The following is an 18,408-nucleotide window of genomic DNA, read 5'->3' as shown; positions in this document are numbered from 1 at the left end:
CATCTTTGAATAAATATTTCCAGTTATTAAGTGTTTAAAATTATCCTTATATTTTCGATTAAAGGATAATTTTATTGTGAAATGTGTATTTACATGAAATTAAAGGTAAAATGAAAGGTTTAAAGTAACGGGGTAAACTAAATACTTTAAGTAAAATTGCTGATATAATGAAATGGAAATAGATTTTAAAGGAGAAACCATATGGAAGTATTTATTGGTCGTCAACCTATATTTAATAAACAAAAGCAAGTTTTCGCATATGAATTATTATATCGAAACGGAGCAGTCATGAACGAGTTTCCATCTATTGATTCAGATAAGGCAACTGTTGAAGTTTTGATCAATTCATTATTTTCAATTGGTTTTGATGAGCTTACAAATGGTAAACCATGCTTTATAAACTTTACTGAAAACCTTTTAATGAGTAATATATTTGATCATTTACAACCTGATCAAGTAGTAATCGAAATTTTAGAAGATGTCCCCATCACGGCAAAATTGGTGAAGAGAATCAAACAATTAAAAAGCCAAGGTTATAAAATTGCTCTTGATGATTTTGAGTTGCAAAAAGATGTGACACTATATAATGAATTATTTACATATACCGATTTTATAAAAGTAGATTTTCTCCTTACTTCAGAAGAGGAACGAAAAGAGATTGAGAAACGTGTCAGAAAAGACTTCCCTAAAATTGTTTTGTTAGCTGAAAAGGTAGAGACACGATCACAATGTTACATAGCAAATGAAAATGGATATCAACTTTTTCAAGGTTATTTCTTCAAACAACCTCAAATTATCCGAGGTAATGATATCCCTGCCAATGTATTACAATATTATCGTGTAATTTCATTATTACGCGGGAAAGATCCGGATATTGATGATATTACTAAGCAAATTGAGCATGACGTTGCAATGTCATTTAAATTGTTAAAATTGATCAATTCATCTTCGAAACGTAGAAAATCTAAAATTCGTTCGATTAAACAAGCTATATTATTATTGGGCTTAGCAGATTTACGTAAATGGATATATATTTTAGCGTATCGTGAATCGCAAAAGGATGCTCAAGCTGATATGTATGATGAGCTGATGAAGGCATCCTTATGTAGAGCTAAAATTTGTGAAATGTTAGCACGTTATAAATATAAAGAGAATTATTCCGAATACTTCTTAGTAGGAATGTTTTCATTAATCGATGCAATTTTGCAGAGATCTATGAACAGTATATTATCACAACTTCCTTTGTCGGATATTATTATAGAAACGATTTTAGATGGTGAGACGGAGATGACTCCATATCTACAAATGGCTATTGCTTTGGATAAGCTAAATTGGGATAAAGTTGCAAAGTTAGCTGTTGAGATAGGCATTAATGGAAAAGATTTATATGCAATATACCAAGAAGCAAATAAATGGTCAGATAATATTCTTTAATGTCTACTATAATGGTGTGTTAAAAATGGTTGCAATAGTAAAATGAAGACTAAAACAGTTGAATAAGCTTTTTATTTTGGGGAATGCTGAAATAGTGAAATTCACAAAGATGAAACAACTTGCTGTATACATTGCTGTATATGTGTTTACAGGGCTTTTTAATGGGTATACCTGTTAGTGGAAGGTTTTAAAAAATCCTATATTCGGTATAATTATTCTGTAAGCAATACAAATGATTGAGGAGGTCTTCAAATGAAAAAAACTCTACTTGCTATACTATTCGGTTCAGCCCTAGTGCTTGGTGCATGTGGTGGTGGAAATAAAGCAAAAGAAGAAACTACAAATGAAAAAACTGGTTCAGAAACAACAGCTGTTGACGCACAACAAATTATTCAACAAAAATGTATCACTTGTCACGGTGAAAATCTTGAAGGACGAGGTAATTTCCCTAATATCTCAAAAATTGGTGCCACTCGTTCTAAAAAAGAAATCTTAGATATTATTAATAATGGTAAAAATGGAATGCCTGGTGGTCTCATTTCTGGTGACGATGCTGAGGCAGTAGCTAAATGGTTATCTGAACAAAAATAAGCTCTATATTAAAACTAGCTTTCTGAGGGGGAAGCTAGTTTTTTGTAGGCGGATTATACAGCAAGGATAAGAGCAACCCATAGAGCATATGGATTGCTTTTTTCTATTTGAAAATTTGGTTTATGGAAGAGGAGTTTTCTTTGTTTTCTTCAACTTTAATTTAGATAGTGAAAATATCATTTTGTTCAATTCCTACCGTGACAGTCGTAGCTGGACGAACGCGCTCAGCAATAAAATTTATGTTAAAATATATTCCAAGTGTTGTTATTTTAAAGGGTAGTTTTATGGGAGGAAGTGTTAGTTTTGGATCAAGTATGTACGAAAGATGTTATTAAGAGGTTTGACTTGAAGCTTATCAGTGGCCATGAGGGAATTGGTCGACATATATTAACAAGTGATATTTCTAGACCAGGTCTTGAGATGGCAGGCTATTTTACGCATTATCCAGCTCAACGTGTTCAGCTATTAGGAAAAACAGAGCTGTCATTTTTTGATATGTTGCCAAGGGATGTGCAGTTTGATCGAATGAACAAACTTTGTTCACAAGATACACCTGCTATTATTATTTCGCATGATATGGAAGTACCTGAAGCGTTATTTGTTGCTTCTAATGAGCACCATGTACCAGTATTATCAACAAAAATGGCAACAACTCGTTTCTCAAGTATGTTAACGAATTATCTTGAAAGTCAATTAGCCCCTACGACAGCTGTTCATGGTGTATTGGCTGATATATATGGTATCGGAGTTTTAATTACTGGTAAAAGTGGCGTAGGTAAAAGTGAGACTGCACTTGAGCTTGTGAAAAAAGGGCATCGTCTAGTTGCGGACGATTGTGTAGAAATTCGTCAAGAAGGTGAAAATACATTAATAGGGAATGCACCTGCTTTAATACAGCATTTGCTTGAAATTCGAGGCATAGGTATTATTGATATTATGACATTATTTGGTGCTAGTGCTGTTAGGAGTCATAAACGCATTTCACTTGTTATTGATTTAGAAGTATGGGATTCTGATAAAACCTATGATCGTTTAGGTTTAGAAGAAGAGACGATGAAAATTATTGATACGGAATTGACGAAGTTAACAATCCCAGTTAAACCAGGACGAAATTTATCTGTTATCATCGAAGTAGCAGCAATGAATTATCGCTTGAAAAAACTTGGTGTCAATGCAGCAGAAGAGTTTTCTAGAAGGCTTGATAGTGTGATTGAGTCTAAAGGAAATTGATGTAGGCAACTTCGTAATTTGAAAGGAGAAAAGTATGGATTCAATATTATTACAAATTAATCCAGTAGCACTTGAGCTAGGACCAATCTCAATTAGATGGTACGGGGTTATTATTGCGACGGGTATTATTATTGCCTTTTTGATTGGGCAACGAGAAATGGTGAAGCGTGGGTTTCATAATGATTTTTTAACAGATTTATTGATTTGGGCAGTACCAATTTCTATTATCTGTGCTCGAATTTACTATGTGATATTTAAATGGGATTTCTATAGTGCAAATCCTGGTGAGATTATTCAGATTTGGCATGGTGGGATTGCTATACATGGTGCACTAATTGGTGCATTTATTACTACATATATTTTTGCTAAAAAGCATGGGGCTAGTTTTTGGAAAATTGCAGATGTATTAGCGCCAAGCTTAATAGTAGGTCAAATTATTGGTCGTTGGGGTAATTTTATAAACCAAGAGGCTTTTGGTGGTGCTGTGACACGCGATTTCTTAGAAGGTCTGTATTTGCCGAATTGGATCATTGAGCAGATGAATGTGAACGGTATCTACCATCATCCTACTTTCTTATATGAATCACTATGGAATGTAGTTGGCCTTGTATTGTTATTAGCTTTACGAAAAGTGAACTTACGACGTGGTGAAATATTCTTAACTTATATTATTTGGTATTCATTTGGTCGTTTCTTTGTAGAAGGATTACGTACTGATAGTTTATTGATAGGTGATTTGCGCATGGCACAAATTGTGTCGTTAATCGGTTTAGTAATAGGTGTTGTACTTTTCATCTATAGAAGAATGACAGTAAAACCTGTTGTAAAGTATTTAGATAAGTAATATTAAAGAGTAGTGAATGGAACGCAAATAAAGTATTAATGACCAGGCTGAAATCAGCTTGGTCATTAATGCTTACCATGCAATTGATGAAACTAAATGCATTTTGAACGTTAGGAATCCCTATATTGTCGTTATTTTTAATCACATTATGACAGCGTTCGTTTTTCTCGTAGCTGTAATAACACTTTGACGAAGAACGGAAGAAAAGAAAGAAAAAGGAGCTGCATTCGTATGACAAATAGAAAAATTAAAGCACTATTATTCGACTTTGACGGTACTTTATTAGATACAAATGAGCTTATCATACAATCTTTTTTACATGTATTAGAGACTAAATTCCCCGGGAAATATAGCAGAGAAGATGTTTTGCCATTTTTAGGACCTTCTTTAAAAGATACATTTTCAACTGTCGATTTAGAGCGTGTAGATGAGCTAATACAAGATTATCGAAAATGGAATATTGCTCATCATGATGAACTTGTAACAGAATTTGATGGTGTTTTAGAAACATTACTAGCACTGAAAGAAGCGGGAATTCGACTTGCGATTGTTTCAACAAAACGACAGGATATGCTAGCAAGAGGACTTCGTGTTTTACAAGCAGAAGGACTATTTGAAGTCATTATTGGTTTAGATGATGTGAAAAATGTGAAACCAGATCCAGAGCCAATTTTATTAGCACTTGAGAAGATGGGTCTACGAAAAGATGAAGTAATAATGATAGGCGATAATTCTCACGATATTGAAGGTGGTAAAAACGCCGGAGTAAAAACAGCGGGCGTTGCATGGTCATTGAAAGGTGAAGCATTCTTGGCACAATTCAAACCGGATTATATGCTACATCATTTGAGTGACTTATTAGAAATTGTTGGGGAAGTTAACTATGAGGAGAACTGAGCGATATCCTGTTGAAGGTGCAAGTTCTCTTTGGCAAATTTATAAAACAGTTTCCTTTTGGAAGGTAGCAAAAACATTCATCGTTATTCAACTGGCGCGTTATACGCCATTTTTATCGATGAAAAACTGGCTTTATCGTACATTTTTGAAAATGAAAATAGGAGATAAGACGGCGTTTGCTTTAATGGTAATGCCAGATACGATGTTTCCTGAACGGATTCAAGTTGGAAGTAATACGATTATTGGCTATAATACGACGATTTTAGCGCATGAATATTTAATAGAAGAATATAGATTAGGCGATGTCATTATTGGAGATCGTGTAATGATTGGTGCAAATTCAACAATTTTGCCTGGCGTTAACATTGGGGATGATGCAATTGTCTCTGCGGCAACATTAGTGAATAGAGATGTTCCAGCGGGCGCTTTTGTCGGAGGTAATCCGATGCAAATCATTTACACGAAAGAACAAATGGATATCAAAAAGTCAGTGAATTCTAAAAACTCATAAAGTTTGTATACTTTATGGGTTTTTTCTATTGACGGCATGTAAGAATTGAGATAAAATACTTTCATACATCATCACTCTAACACTCTAGTGAACTAAAGTATATAGATTAGGAAGTGTCACTATGTCACCAATTCGAAAGTTTGAAAAGCCACTTGGAATGCGCGATACGTTTCCAAAGATTTTTGAAAAAAAAGAAGTTGTCAGACAGACTGGTCGAGACTTTCTACAAATGAGAGGCTTTGACTTTATAAAAACACCAACGCTTGAATATTACGATACAGTTGGTAAAGCCTCTGCAATCGTTGAATCTTCTTTATTTAAGCTAGTAGATAGTCAAGGAAATACATTAGTACTTCGTCCAGATATGACAACACCAATCGCACGTGTAGCTTCATCGAAGTTATTAAAAGAAAAGATCCCATTACGTTTAGCTTATTTTGCGAATGTATTCCGCGCTCAAGAAACAGAAGGTGGACGCCCAGCAGAATTTGAACAAATGGGTGTTGAAATTATTGGAGATTCTTCTGTTTATGCGGATGCTGAAAGTTTATTGACTGTGATTGAACTTTTAAAGGTATTAGAAGTAAAACAATTCAAGATAACAATCGGAAATGCTGGGATTCTAAATGCCATTCTATCTCAAAATGTCAGAACAGAAGAGCAATTCAAAGAATTACATAAACTGCTTGTAGAAAAGAATATTGTAGGTTTTGAAGAAGCGGTTAAGCTTTATGAGCTGCCTCAGAAAAACAAACAAACATTATTAACTTTTATTGAAGAAGCGACAGATCTAAATCATATTAATCAAATTGATAAATATTTAATAGAAAAAGATGATTTTATATATATGGAAAGGTTGCAAAATATTTTAGCTATTTCCGAAGTAGAAAAGTACATTTATTTTGATTTCACATTAGCGAGTCATATGAATTACTACACTGGCATGCTATTTGAAGTATTTGCAACAGGAGCAGGTTTCCCATTAGGAAATGGAGGCCGCTATGATGGATTACTGGATGAATTTGGATCACAGGTTGGAGCAATTGGTTTTGGATTACGTGTTGATCAATTGTTGGAAGTCATGCCTTCATTTCAAAAGGATCAAGAAGAGGTGCTCGTATTATTTGCGCAAAATGAGTTCCCGGTAGCTGTAGCAAAGGCAGCTGCCCTTCGTAAAGAAGGCAAACGCACCACGTTGCAATCGATTGAAGGTTTAGAGAATATATCAGTGTTTGAGCAACTCTTTTCAAAAGTTGTACGTATCGGGCAAGGAGGAATCGAACATGACTGAATTGACAATCGCGATGCCTAAAGGGCGCATTTTCGAAGAAGCATATGAAATGCTCATTCAAGCAGGTTTTGACTTGCCAGAAGATGTTGAAATATCACGTAAATTAATGATTGAAATTCCATCTGAAAAAATTCGCTTCATCCTAGCAAAACCAATGGACGTACCTACATATGTTGAACATGGAGTAGCTGATATTGGTATAGCAGGAAAAGATGTTCTGCTAGAACAAGGAAGAGCGGTACATGAATTACTCGATTTGAAAATTAGTAAATGTTATATCGCTTCCGCGGGACTACCAAATACAAAGTTAAATGATATCGCACCTCGTATTGCGACGAAATATCCAACAGTAGCCTCTCACTATTACCGTGAAAAAGGGGAACAAGTTGAAATTATTGGACTAAACGGTTCGATTGAATTAGCTCCAATGATAGGACTTGCTGACCGTATTGTGGATATTGTTTCAACTGGTCAAACTTTAAAAGAAAATGGGCTAGTTGAATATGAGCATATTACAGATGTATCATCTCGATTAATCGCCAACCCGGTAAGCTATCGTATGAAGAATGAGCGTATTCAAAATCTCGTAAAACGTTTAAAAAAATGTGTGAAATGAGAGAAGGTTTAAACGATGAAGATTCAAGACTTAACAAATAATATATCCTTACGCCGCCCATTGGAGAGCGGCAACGAGGAGCAATTACAAACAGTTAGGGAAGTGCTTGCCAATGTTCGTCAAAATGGTGATGTTGCTGTCAAAAGGTATGGTGCTAAATGGGATGGTGTTTTTCTAAAAGAATTGCGCGTGTCACCAGAAGAAGTGTCCGAAGCAGTTAGCAGTATGGATGCACAATTAGTAGAAGATTTAAAAGAAGCCGCATTGAATATACGCGCATACCATGATAAGCAAAAGCGCCAAGGCTATCGACTAAATCTAGAAAATGATTCTTGGTTAGGGCAACGTATTACAGCATTAGAGGCTGTTGGTCTTTATGTACCAGGAGGATCAGCTGCTTACCCGTCATCTGTTTTAATGAATGTTATTCCAGCACAAGTAGCTGGTGTTGAGCGCATCGTTTTAGTATCACCTCCAGGAAAAGACGGTAAGCTACCAGCCGCTGTTTTAACTGCTGCATCCATATTAGGGATTACTGAGATTTATAAAATGGGTGGTGCACAGGCAATTGGTGCTCTTGCTTACGGTACAGAATCGATTCAAGCAGTTGATAAAATTACAGGACCAGGTAATATCTTTGTTGCGTTAGCAAAACGTGAAGTGTTTGGTGAAGTAGCCATTGATATGATTGCTGGACCAAGCGAAATTGCTATTATTGCAGATGAGACTGCATATGCAGATGAGATTGCAGCAGACTTATTATCTCAAGCCGAGCATGACCCTATGGCATGTGCGATTTTAGTTACAACGAGTGAAAGACTAGCTGAAGAAGTAGCAGAGGAAGTTGAAAATCAACTAACATTATTACCGCGAGAAGCAATTGCACGTAAGGCAATCGAAAACTTTGGCAGTATTTATATAGCTGAAACGCTTGCTGAAGCAGTGCAAGCAATCAATCAATTAGCACCAGAGCATTTAGAAATTGTTACGGATAATGCTGAAGCTGTTGCTGGGCAAATTCGTAATGCGGGCGCTATATTTATCGGTCGCTATAGTTCAGAACCAGTAGGAGATTATTTTGCAGGAACAAATCACGTGTTACCAACAAATAGTACAGCTCGGTTTGCTAGTGGCTTGAATGTTGATGACTTTATAAAAAAAACAAGCGTTGTTTATTATACAAAAGAAACTTGGGCACAAAATTCGCCGAAAATAGCTAGACTTGCCAGATTAGAAGGATTAGAAGCTCATGCCAGAGCAGTGGAGTCTAGAGGGTGGGAAAAAGGAGACGAATCAAGTGGAAGCAACTAAAAAGCGTTTTGCCAAAATCGAACGAAAAACAAATGAAACTCAGATTGCAGTAGAAATTAATTTAGATGGTGAAGGGAAGTCTACTATTTCAACGGGTGTTCCTTTTATGGACCATATGTTAGATCTATTTATGAAACATGGTTTATTTGACGGTTCTATTACTGCAAATGGTGATACATATATTGATGATCACCATACAACAGAAGATTTAGGGATTGTGTTAGGTCAAGCAATTAAAGAAGCGTTAGGTGATAAAAAAGGTATTAAGCGCTACGGTAACGCATTTGTGCCAATGGATGATGCATTAGCACAAGTTATTATTGATTGTTCAAATCGTCCACACTTAGAATTCCGAGTAGATATCCCGACAGATAAAGTTGGTACATTTGATACGGAGCTAGTGCATGAATTTTTATGGAAATTTGCATTAGAGGCTCGTATGAATGTTCATGTCATTGTTCCTTATGGACACAATGCTCATCATATTATCGAAGCAATATTTAAAGCGTTGGCTAGAGCGATTGATGATGCGGTTTCGATTGATCCACGTGTGAAAGGTGTACCTTCAACTAAGGGGCTGCTAACATGAGAATAGGCATAATCGATTATGGTATGGGGAATTTATTTAGCGTTGAACAGGCTATTAAACGTCTAGGCTATGAAGTTTTAGTATCTGCTGACAAAGAAGAGCTATTTGCAACGGATGCCCTTATTTTACCTGGGGTCGGTTCTTTTAAAGATGCTATGAAACGACTACAAGAAACGAATTTAGATTCATTAATAAATGAGATAGAAATAAGCAACAAACCCTTACTAGGTATTTGTTTAGGTATGCAGTTATTATTTCAAAGAAGCACTGAGAATGGCAGTGGCAAAGGACTAGGGATTTTCAAAGGGGAAATCGAGCGCTTTGCTGGAATTAATGATGATGGTATTGCCTATCGAGTACCACATATGGGATGGAACGAACTACAATTTGCTCAACATCCAGAATGGTTACAAGAAAATGAAATGACTGGTGATCATTTCGTTTATTTTGTTCATTCATACTTCGCAACTAATATAGATCAAGAGGAATTAGTTGCTTTTGCTCATTATGGGAATGAACTAGTGCCAGGTATTGTGCAAAGAGGTTCTATTACAGGTATGCAATTTCACCCTGAAAAATCAAGTGAATTCGGTGTTCTACTATTGAGACTGTGGTTAGATGGTGTAAAAAAAGGAGTTGTTATGTAATGAGTTCAATTCAAGTTTTCCCAGCAATCGATATGAGAGGTGGCAAATGCGTACGCTTATTTAAAGGCGATTACGCACAAGAAACAGTGTACGCAGATTCTCCTTTTGAAATGGCAAAAAGCTTTGCAGAAGCAGGTGCAAGCTTTATACATATGGTCGATTTAGATGGTGCTAAAGATGGTGAACGTACACATGCAACTGAAGTTATTCGCGTAGCAAAAGAATTACCTGTAAAAGTGCAAATAGGTGGGGGTATTCGTACTGAGAAGGATGTACGCTTCTATCTTGAAAATGGGGTTCATCGTGTGATTATTGGCAGTCTAGCCATTCGTGAACCAGAGCTTGTTGCAAGCTTTATAGACGAATTTGGTGCGGAACGCATAGTAATTGGACTAGATGCAAAAGATGGCATGGTAGCGACGCATGGTTGGCTTGAGACGTCTAATAAATCTGCTATTGAAGTAGGTAAGTATTTTGCAAAGGCAGGCGCAAAATATTTTGTTTTCACTGATATTGCAACAGATGGTACTTTAGCTGGTCCGAATATTCCAGCGAACGTAAAATTAGCTGAGGCAACAAATGCCGAGATCATCGTATCCGGTGGTATTAGTTCACTTGTAGATATTCAGCGAGTAAAAGAAGCTGCGCAAAACTCGTCAGTTGCAGGTGTGATTATTGGAAAAGCCCTTTACGCAGGTCGATTTACATTGCCAGAGGCACTTAAGGAGGCGGAATAATGCTTACGAAACGAATTATTCCATGTCTTGATGTGAAGGAAGGACGCGTTGTAAAAGGCGTTCAATTCGTCTCATTACGAGATGCTGGTGATCCTGTAGAGCTTGCTAAGTTCTATAATGAACAAGGCGCAGATGAGCTTGTTTTTTTAGATATTTCTGCTTCGCATGAAGGCAGAGAAACGATGGTTGATGTTGTAAGACAAGCAGCTTCTAATTTAGCAATTCCTTTTACTGTTGGGGGCGGCATTCGAACGCTTGAGGATATGAAACGATTACTCCGTGCGGGTGCAGATAAAGTATCGGTCAATTCTTCTGCTTTGCAACGTCCAGAACTTATTAAAGAAGGCTCTGATTACTTTGGAGCACAATGTATCGTTGTGGCAATCGATGCTAAGTGGAGCGAAGAAGACGATACGTGGATGGTATATACGCATGGTGGTCGTAACAAAACGGATTGGCAAGCAGTGGCTTGGGCGAAAGAAGCAGTAAAGCTTGGAGCAGGAGAATTATTAGTCACAAGTATGGATCAAGATGGAGAGAAAAGTGGCTTTGATTTACCGTTAACAAAAGCAATCCGTGAAGCTGTCAACGTACCAATTATTGCGAGTGGCGGGGCTGGAAACGCTGATCACTTTTATGATGTTTTACAACATGTAGATGCTGATGCTGCACTAGCAGCTTCTATATTTCACTATAAAGAAACAAGTGTCGCAGAAGTGAAAAATAAATTGCGACAAAAGGGAGTGTTCGTGAGATGATAGAAAATCTTCAATTTGACGAAAAAGGTTTGATTACTACAGTAGTACAAGATGCGCAAACGAAAGAAGTATTAACTGTTGCATACATGAACAAAGAATCTTTAGAAAAAACATTAGCAACAGGTCAAACGTGGTTTTATAGCCGTTCTCGTCAAGAACTTTGGCATAAAGGTGCCACAAGTGGTAACACACAAAATGTGATAGCTATTCGTTCTGACTGCGACAAAGATGCATTAGTTATAGAAGTTTTACCAGCAGGACCTGCGTGTCATAATGGTACGACAAGTTGCTTTACAGAGACTATAAAAGAAAAATCAGATAATGTAGGTTCTTTAGATATTATTACTGAGCTTCGTAGTGTTATTCAAAACCGCGAAAAGGAAATGCCAGAGGGTGCATATACAACTTATCTATTTAATGAAGGAATCGATAAAATTTGTAAAAAAGTTGGTGAAGAAGCAACAGAGGTTGTTATAGCTTCAAAAAACCGCGAAGCCGAAGAGTTGAAATGGGAAACAGCAGATTTAATTTATCACTTATTGGTACTATTACAAGAACAAAAGTTGGATGTATTTGATGTTTTAGGGGTGCTTCAAAAGCGCCATGAGCAACATTAAATATGTTATAATGAAGGATACTAGAGTATAAGGGACGTTTCTATACGTTCCTTATTTTTTTCGGAGGAATTTTTTTGGAGAAAAAACGTAAACTAAAACCGCGAGAAAATGTCGTATCTTTTATTCCAAATGGGGATTTTTATTATAATAAAGCATTACAAGCGTTAGATCGAGAGCAGTTTGAGAAGGCGCATAAATACTTACAAAGAGCAGCAGAACTTAGCCCTGAAGATTCACTTATACTTATGCAATATGGCGTCATTAAAATGGAGCTTGAACAGCATGATCATGCTTTAGAGCTCTTGAGAAAAGCCCATTCTATTGATCCTGATGAACCGGAAATAGTATTGTTTTTAGCTGAGGTTTCTGCTCATCTAGGCATGTCAGATGAAGCGGGGAAATATGCAAAGCTTTATCTAGAGTTAGATCAACAAGGTGTTTATGCGGAAGAAGCGCTTGAAATAATTGATTTTTCTGAGCAAATGAAAGAGCAACCAACATCTGATGAACCGCAAGATTCAGAAGCTGTGTATTTACAAGAAAAAGCTCGCCGTATGATGGAAGAGGGAAATTTTAAAGAAGCTATTGAGCAATTTGAAGAGATTATTCAAGATAACCCAGATTTCTGGGCAGCCTATAATAATCTATCTCTTGCTTATTTTTATCTAGGAGAAGCTGAGCAAGCAAGAGCGTTATTGCATCAAGTGTTAAAAGGGAATTTTGGTAATTTACATGCCCTTTGTAATTTAACGGTCATGGCTTACTACGAAAAAAACAAAGAAGAATTGGAAGAGCTACTTGAGTTATTAGTGAAAATCCAACCATACTCATTTGACCATCGTTATAAATTAGGGGCTACATTAGCTCTCGTTGGTCGTTATGAAGAAGCTTATAAATGGTTACGTAGTTTGCAAAAACGTGGATTTGAGGGCGATCCTGGATTTTACTTTTGGCTATCCCATGCAGCTTATTTCTCAGGTAGAAAAGCTGTTGGGAAAAGTGCTTGGAAAAAACTACTTGAAATCGATCCTGATAAAGAAGGCTTTGAGCCATGGGCACATGAGAGCCGTGTGACAAACCCAAATGCTATTGAGCAAAATCGCGAATTTATCGTTGAAAAGCTTGAAAGTAAATACCGTAGTGATCGATTATTTGGTCTGTTTTTATTAGGTAAAACAATTCACAAACAGGAAATTATTGCACATCCAGGTTGGATAGATGTCGATGAATATTCTTCGATGGAAAAGCTATTTCTAGCATATGCACTTGAGCATGAATTTGATGCTCAGGATAAAAGTATTCTACCGTTTCTAAGAGCTATGGAAGCTTCAGATATTTTATATATGCAATCAATGCCTATCTCAATGCCTAACACATTTCTATTTCAAATGTGGTTCGTATTATGCGAAAGAGCGTTAGATGAAAATTATCAATTCAAGAATCCAAAAGCACTTGTAGCTGCAGCGGATTATATGTATAAATCTTCACGTATGAAAAGTGTTACTAAAAAGTCTGTTGCAGAAGCCTATGGGGTTACAACAACTACTTTAACGAAATATGTGAACGAATTAATACATTTTTTACCTGGATTCGATGCTTAATTGTCGAAACAGTAAGCAGAAATATTGAACCTACACCAGTTATCCTCTACCATGGATATTGAATATAATGAAATGCTTTATACAGATCTAGGAGGAACAGTTATGTCAGAAGAGAAAATTTATGATGTAGTTATTATCGGTGCAGGTCCAGCGGGAATGACTGCTGCAGTTTATACTTCACGTGCGAACCTATCTACATTAATGTTAGAACGCGGTATTCCAGGTGGACAAATGGCTAATACAGAAGAAGTTGAAAACTATCCAGGTTTCGATTCTATTTTAGGACCTGAATTATCTACTAAAATGTTTGACCACGCGAAAAAATTCGGTGCTGAATACGCTTATGGCGATGTTACTGAAATTATCGATGGCGAAGAATTTAAAACAATTAAAGCAGGATCAAAAGAATTTAAAACACGTGCCATCATTATTACAACTGGTGCTGAATACAAAAAAATGGGCGTACCTGGTGAAAAAGAGCTTGGTGGACGTGGCGTAAGTTATTGTGCAGTTTGTGACGGGGCATTCTTCAAAAATAAAAACCTAGTTGTTGTTGGTGGTGGAGACTCTGCTGTTGAAGAAGGAATTTACTTAACTCGCTTTGCGGAAAAAGTAACTATCGTTCACCGTCGTGATAAACTACGTGCTCAAAAAATCATTCAAGATCGTGCATTTGCTAACGATAAAATTGATTTTATTTGGAATAACACTGTTAAACAAGTGAACGAAGAAAATGGAAAAGTAGGTAGTGTAACACTTGTTTCTACGGTTGATGGTACAGAACAAGAATTTGCTGCTGATGGTGTATTCGTTTATATCGGTATGTTACCATTAACAAAACCATTTGAGGGTCTAGGTATCTTAAATGAAGCTGGATATATCCCAACAAATGAAGAAATGGAAACATCTATTCCAGGTATCTTCGCTGCTGGTGACGTTCGTGAAAAAACGTTACGTCAAATCGTAACGGCAACTGGTGATGGTAGTATCGCAGCTCAAGCAGTTCAACATTATGTTGAAATGTTAAAAGAAAAAATTAGTAATTAATTGCTGATTTTAACGTCTTCTTAACATAGCTGTAACTCATTTGCAATATAATAAAGGTATAGTTATAAGTGCAATAACCCCCTATTAAGATAGATATATTGGTAAGGCTGTTTCGCGGTAATTTGCCGTTAGAAGCAGCCTCTTTTTTTATATAGAGGTTATATAGTTTCTTGGAAAAGGACTAGAATAGTGAAAACATGTGAAATCACTGTCCTTTCGTTCATATTTTTGTACGCTAATGGTGTAACAATGTATAATAATGATTATAAGTTTACAATGATTTGGAGTGTCGTGTGTGCAGAGAATAGCAAATTTGATTGTTAGAAAAGATAACAAAGTTCTTTTACTAAAAAAACCACGACGAGGCTGGTATGTTGCGCCGGGTGGTAAAATAGAGAGTGGGGAGTCTATTTTTACAGCTGCTAACCGGGAATTTAGGGAAGAAACGGGGACAATCCCTTTAAACCCACACTTAAAAGGTATATATACAATGGTGATAAAAAACGATCAAGATATTGTAAATGAGTGGATGCTCTTTACATTTGTTGCAGATGGCTTAGAAGGTACACCTTATGAAGATACAGTTGAAGGTGTCCTGGAATGGCATCCAATTGAAAGCTTGCACCATTTACCGATGGCTGAAGGAGATCGTACTAATTTATTGTTTGCCGTAAACGAAAAAGGCATGCAATACGGTACTTTTACTTATACAGAAGATTTCGAACTATTAAATGAAACAATTCAAATTTCAACTGAAGGAGATGGCATCAATGCCTAGCACTCAACCGGTTAACGAATTGATCATTATTACAGGGATGTCCGGAGCAGGAAAAACGGTCGTAATCCAAAGTTTTGAAGACTTAGGTTTTTACTGCATCGATAATTTACCACCTGCATTACTACCAACTTTCTTAACTCTAATGAAAGAATCGAAAAAAGAATTTTCTCGTATCGCAGCTGTGATGGATTTAAGAGGTGGTGATTTCTTTTCATCATTAATTGATGCATTAGAGCAAATCGAAAAACAAGATTTAGTTGCAACAAAAATTTTGTTCTTAGATGCAGATAATGAAACACTAGTGAGACGTTATAAAGAAACACGCCGCTCACACCCACTTGCACCTGCTGGTGGATTGCCGTTAGAAGGGATCCATCATGAAAGAGAATTACTTGCTGAAGTGAAACAAAAAGCACAATTTATATATAATACATCAAGTATGAAACCTCGAGAGTTACGCGAACGAATTATTGCGCAATTTTCAGGTGTAAATTCTCGAAGATTTACAGTCAATGTTATGTCATTCGGATTTAAGCATGGCCTTCCAATTGATGCAGACTTAGTATTTGATGTTCGTTTTTTACCGAATCCTTATTATGTGGAGAGTTTACGCCCTAAAACAGGATTAGATAAGGACGTATCATCATATGTTCTAAAATATGATGAAGCACAGACATTAATAAAAAAACTAACGGATTTATTTGAATTTATGGTGCCTCTTTATAAAAAAGAGGGTAAAACACAACTCATTATTGCATTTGGTTGCACGGGGGGGCAGCACCGCTCTGTTACATTAGCCGAATATTTTGGTGATTATTTGAATAAAGATGTGCCAACGGTAATTACGCATCGCGATATTGCGAAAAGAAAGGGCTAATTCTATGGGGAAACGAAATACTCGTATCGTCATTCTCGGTGGAGGAACTGGATTATCAACTCTTTTACGAGGGTTGAAAAAGTTCCCGATTGATATAACTGCCATTGTGACGGTAGCGGATGATGGGGGAAGCTCGGGTAGATTAAGAGATGACTATGAAATACCGCCACCAGGTGATGTACGAAATGTCATCGCTGCACTATCTGAAGTCGAACCTCTGGTAGAAGAAATGTTCCAATATCGATTTTCAGCATCTGAAGATTTAAGGGGTCATTCACTAGGCAACTTGATGTTAACGGCATTAACTGAGATTACTGGTGATTTTTCGCATGCAATTCGAGAAATGAGTCGTGTCTTAAATGTGCACGGTAAAGTATTACCAGCAGCAAATCAAAGAATTACCCTTTTTGCTGAGCTAATTGATGGTACAATTGTTAAAGGTGAATCTAAAATTCCAACATTCAATACAGGCATCAAACGAATTTTTTTATCGCCTGAGGATGTGAAACCGCTACCAGAATCTGTAAGCGCGATCAAAAAAGCGGATATTATTATTATAGGACCTGGAAGTTTATATACGAGTATTTTACCGAATCTGTTAGTAGATGATATTCAAGAGGCCATTATTAGTGCTAAAGGGAAGAAAGTGTATATATGCAATCTCATGACGCAAGCAGGAGAAACGCAAAACTTTGCAGCATCAGACCATGTAAAAGCACTATATGATCATGTAGGGCAACCTTTTATCGAAACTATATTAATTAATAAAGAAGAGGTACCAGCATCTGTAAGAGCAGCTTATAAAGAAGAAGAAGCAGAGCCAGTTTTTTTTGATGTTGGAGTATTAGAAAAAATGGGTATACAAGTAGTGAAAAAAGAAATTGCTACAACTCATGATGGCGTTGTGCGTCATGAAGCCTCAAAAGTTGCTGAATGGTTAGTAGAGTATGCCCATTCTTTTAACAGTGACATAAAAATGATATAAAATCCGTTATTTTATATAAATTATGATAGAGAGGGGGATTAATATGTCATTTGCTTCAGAAACAAAAAAAGAATTAACGCAAGTTGAAGCAGGCGATACCAGCTTAAAAGCAGAATTATCTGCCCTCATCAGAATGAATGGCTCTCTGTCATTTGCAAACCGTCAACTTAGTCTTGATATTCAAACTGAAAATGCAGCAATCGCACGAAGAATCTATACAGTAATGAAGAGGTTTTATAGTTATAGAGTTGAGCTTCTTGTGCGAAAGAAAATGCGTTTAAAGAAGAATAATGTTTATATCTGCCGTGTGAGAGAAGGATCAAAAGAAATTTTGGAGGATTTAGAAATTGTCTCTGGAAACTTTTTGTTCAATCATACAATTGCAGACGCTTTAGTCGATACAACAAGTAGTAAGCGTTCATATTTAAGAGGCGCATTTTTAGCTGGTGGCTCTGTCAATAATCCGGAAACTTCTGCGTATCATTTAGAAGTCTATTCGTTATATAAAGAGCATGGTGAGGCACTGGCCGATTTAATGAATAATTTTGATTTAAATGCTAAAACAATCGAAAGAAAAAAAGGATTTGTCACATACTTAAAAGAAGCTGAAAAAATTTCAGACTTTTTAAGTTTAGTAGGTGCACATCAAGCCATGATGAAATTTGAAGATGTGCGTATTGTACGTGATATGAGAAATAGCGTGAATCGACTTGTAAACTGTGAAACGGCCAATTTAAACAAAACGATTGGAGCAGCTGTTCGCCAAGTAGAAAATATCCGATATATCGATCATAGTATTGGGATTGATCAACTACCTGAGAAGCTTAGAGAGATTGCTCGATTACGTGTGGAATATCAAGAAGTGACATTAAAAGAACTTGGTGAAATGGTATCAGCAGGTACTGTTAGTAAGTCAGGTGTTAATCATCGTCTACGTAAAATTGATGATATTGCTGAATCATTGCGTCGAGGCGAAGCGGTAAAGCTTTAATGGAATGAAGATTGACGAATAATGAATATGTAAGTAATTATAGGAGGAGTAAAACG

20 protein-coding genes are annotated in these 18,408 nt (G+C 36.5%); all 20 read left to right on the top strand.

The features are described 5' to 3' along the window. The first annotated feature begins 201 nt into the window (after positions 1-201). Complete coding sequence (locus tag AMD00_RS19645) at positions 202-1,434, top strand: EAL and HDOD domain-containing protein (protein WP_053418720.1); 1,233 nt, start codon at positions 202-204, stop codon at positions 1,432-1,434. Between the two features lie 252 nt (positions 1,435-1,686). Then, entirely contained in the window at positions 1,687-2,025 is a 339-nt protein-coding gene (gene cccB / locus AMD00_RS19640; protein WP_053418719.1) for a cytochrome c551, read from the top strand. Between the two features lie 303 nt (positions 2,026-2,328). Then, entirely contained in the window at positions 2,329-3,255 is a 927-nt protein-coding gene (gene hprK / locus AMD00_RS19635) for an HPr(Ser) kinase/phosphatase (RefSeq protein WP_053418718.1), read from the top strand. Positions 3,256-3,289: 34 nt separating this feature from the next. Then, the gene (lgt, locus tag AMD00_RS19630; RefSeq protein ID WP_053418717.1) at positions 3,290-4,099 is read left to right on the top strand and encodes a prolipoprotein diacylglyceryl transferase; all 810 of its coding nucleotides are present in this window, start codon (positions 3,290-3,292) and stop codon (positions 4,097-4,099) included. 231 nt (positions 4,100-4,330) lie between these two features. Next, the gene (ppaX, locus tag AMD00_RS19625) at positions 4,331-4,996 is read left to right on the top strand and encodes a pyrophosphatase PpaX (protein WP_053418716.1); all 666 of its coding nucleotides are present in this window, start codon (positions 4,331-4,333) and stop codon (positions 4,994-4,996) included. Continuing rightward, positions 4,983-5,507 (top strand): acyltransferase, encoded by a 525-nt coding sequence (locus AMD00_RS19620; RefSeq protein ID WP_053418715.1) that lies wholly within the window; start codon positions 4,983-4,985, stop codon positions 5,505-5,507. Before ppaX ends, AMD00_RS19620 begins: the two co-directional genes overlap by 14 nt. Before the next feature lie 121 nt (positions 5,508-5,628). Next, the gene (locus AMD00_RS19615) at positions 5,629-6,798 is read left to right on the top strand and encodes an ATP phosphoribosyltransferase regulatory subunit (RefSeq protein WP_053418714.1); all 1,170 of its coding nucleotides are present in this window, start codon (positions 5,629-5,631) and stop codon (positions 6,796-6,798) included. Continuing rightward, on the top strand, positions 6,791-7,414 hold the full coding sequence (gene hisG, locus AMD00_RS19610; RefSeq protein ID WP_053418713.1) for an ATP phosphoribosyltransferase: 624 nt from the start codon (positions 6,791-6,793) through the stop codon (positions 7,412-7,414). The genes AMD00_RS19615 and hisG overlap by 8 nt, the downstream gene beginning before the upstream one ends. A 15-nt stretch (positions 7,415-7,429) precedes the next feature. Then, complete coding sequence (hisD, locus tag AMD00_RS19605; protein ID WP_053418712.1) at positions 7,430-8,725, top strand: histidinol dehydrogenase; 1,296 nt, start codon at positions 7,430-7,432, stop codon at positions 8,723-8,725. Continuing rightward, a complete protein-coding gene (gene hisB / locus AMD00_RS19600) occupies positions 8,712-9,314 on the top strand; it encodes an imidazoleglycerol-phosphate dehydratase HisB (RefSeq protein WP_053418711.1) in 603 nt (200 codons plus the stop codon). The genes hisD and hisB overlap by 14 nt, the downstream gene beginning before the upstream one ends. Next, complete coding sequence (gene hisH, locus AMD00_RS19595; RefSeq protein WP_053418710.1) at positions 9,311-9,961, top strand: imidazole glycerol phosphate synthase subunit HisH; 651 nt, start codon at positions 9,311-9,313, stop codon at positions 9,959-9,961. Before hisB ends, hisH begins: the two co-directional genes overlap by 4 nt. Further along, positions 9,961-10,698, top strand: coding sequence for a 1-(5-phosphoribosyl)-5-[(5-phosphoribosylamino)methylideneamino]imidazole-4-carboxamide isomerase (gene hisA, locus AMD00_RS19590; protein ID WP_053418709.1), 738 nt, complete (start codon positions 9,961-9,963; stop codon positions 10,696-10,698). Before hisH ends, hisA begins: the two co-directional genes overlap by 1 nt. Next, complete coding sequence (gene hisF / locus AMD00_RS19585; protein WP_053418708.1) at positions 10,698-11,456, top strand: imidazole glycerol phosphate synthase subunit HisF; 759 nt, start codon at positions 10,698-10,700, stop codon at positions 11,454-11,456. Before hisA ends, hisF begins: the two co-directional genes overlap by 1 nt. Further along, a complete protein-coding gene (gene hisIE / locus AMD00_RS19580) occupies positions 11,453-12,073 on the top strand; it encodes a bifunctional phosphoribosyl-AMP cyclohydrolase/phosphoribosyl-ATP diphosphatase HisIE (RefSeq protein ID WP_053418707.1) in 621 nt (206 codons plus the stop codon). Before hisF ends, hisIE begins: the two co-directional genes overlap by 4 nt. A gap of 74 nt (positions 12,074-12,147) precedes the next feature. After that, on the top strand, positions 12,148-13,674 hold the full coding sequence (locus tag AMD00_RS19575; RefSeq protein WP_053418706.1) for a tetratricopeptide repeat protein: 1,527 nt from the start codon (positions 12,148-12,150) through the stop codon (positions 13,672-13,674). Positions 13,675-13,776: 102 nt separating this feature from the next. Continuing rightward, a complete protein-coding gene (gene trxB, locus AMD00_RS19570) occupies positions 13,777-14,721 on the top strand; it encodes a thioredoxin-disulfide reductase (RefSeq protein WP_053418705.1) in 945 nt (314 codons plus the stop codon). Positions 14,722-15,016: 295 nt separating this feature from the next. Beyond that, on the top strand, positions 15,017-15,499 hold the full coding sequence (locus tag AMD00_RS19565) for an NUDIX domain-containing protein (protein ID WP_053418704.1): 483 nt from the start codon (positions 15,017-15,019) through the stop codon (positions 15,497-15,499). Continuing rightward, on the top strand, positions 15,492-16,376 hold the full coding sequence (rapZ, locus tag AMD00_RS19560) for an RNase adapter RapZ (RefSeq protein WP_053418703.1): 885 nt from the start codon (positions 15,492-15,494) through the stop codon (positions 16,374-16,376). Before AMD00_RS19565 ends, rapZ begins: the two co-directional genes overlap by 8 nt. A 4-nt stretch (positions 16,377-16,380) precedes the next feature. Further along, a complete protein-coding gene (locus tag AMD00_RS19555; protein WP_053418702.1) occupies positions 16,381-17,361 on the top strand; it encodes a gluconeogenesis factor YvcK family protein in 981 nt (326 codons plus the stop codon). Between the two features lie 43 nt (positions 17,362-17,404). Then, positions 17,405-18,352 carry a DNA-binding protein WhiA gene (gene whiA / locus AMD00_RS19550; protein WP_053418701.1) on the top strand — a complete coding sequence of 316 codons (948 nt, stop codon included), beginning with the start codon at positions 17,405-17,407 and terminating at the stop codon, positions 18,350-18,352. Positions 18,353-18,408 lie beyond the last annotated feature (56 nt).

The organism is Viridibacillus arvi, assembly GCF_001274945.1.
Lineage (GTDB): Bacteria > Bacillota > Bacilli > Bacillales_A > Planococcaceae > Viridibacillus > Viridibacillus arvi.
The sequence above is the reverse complement of the archived record's forward strand: the minus strand, read 5'-3'. Positions and strand labels throughout refer to the sequence as shown.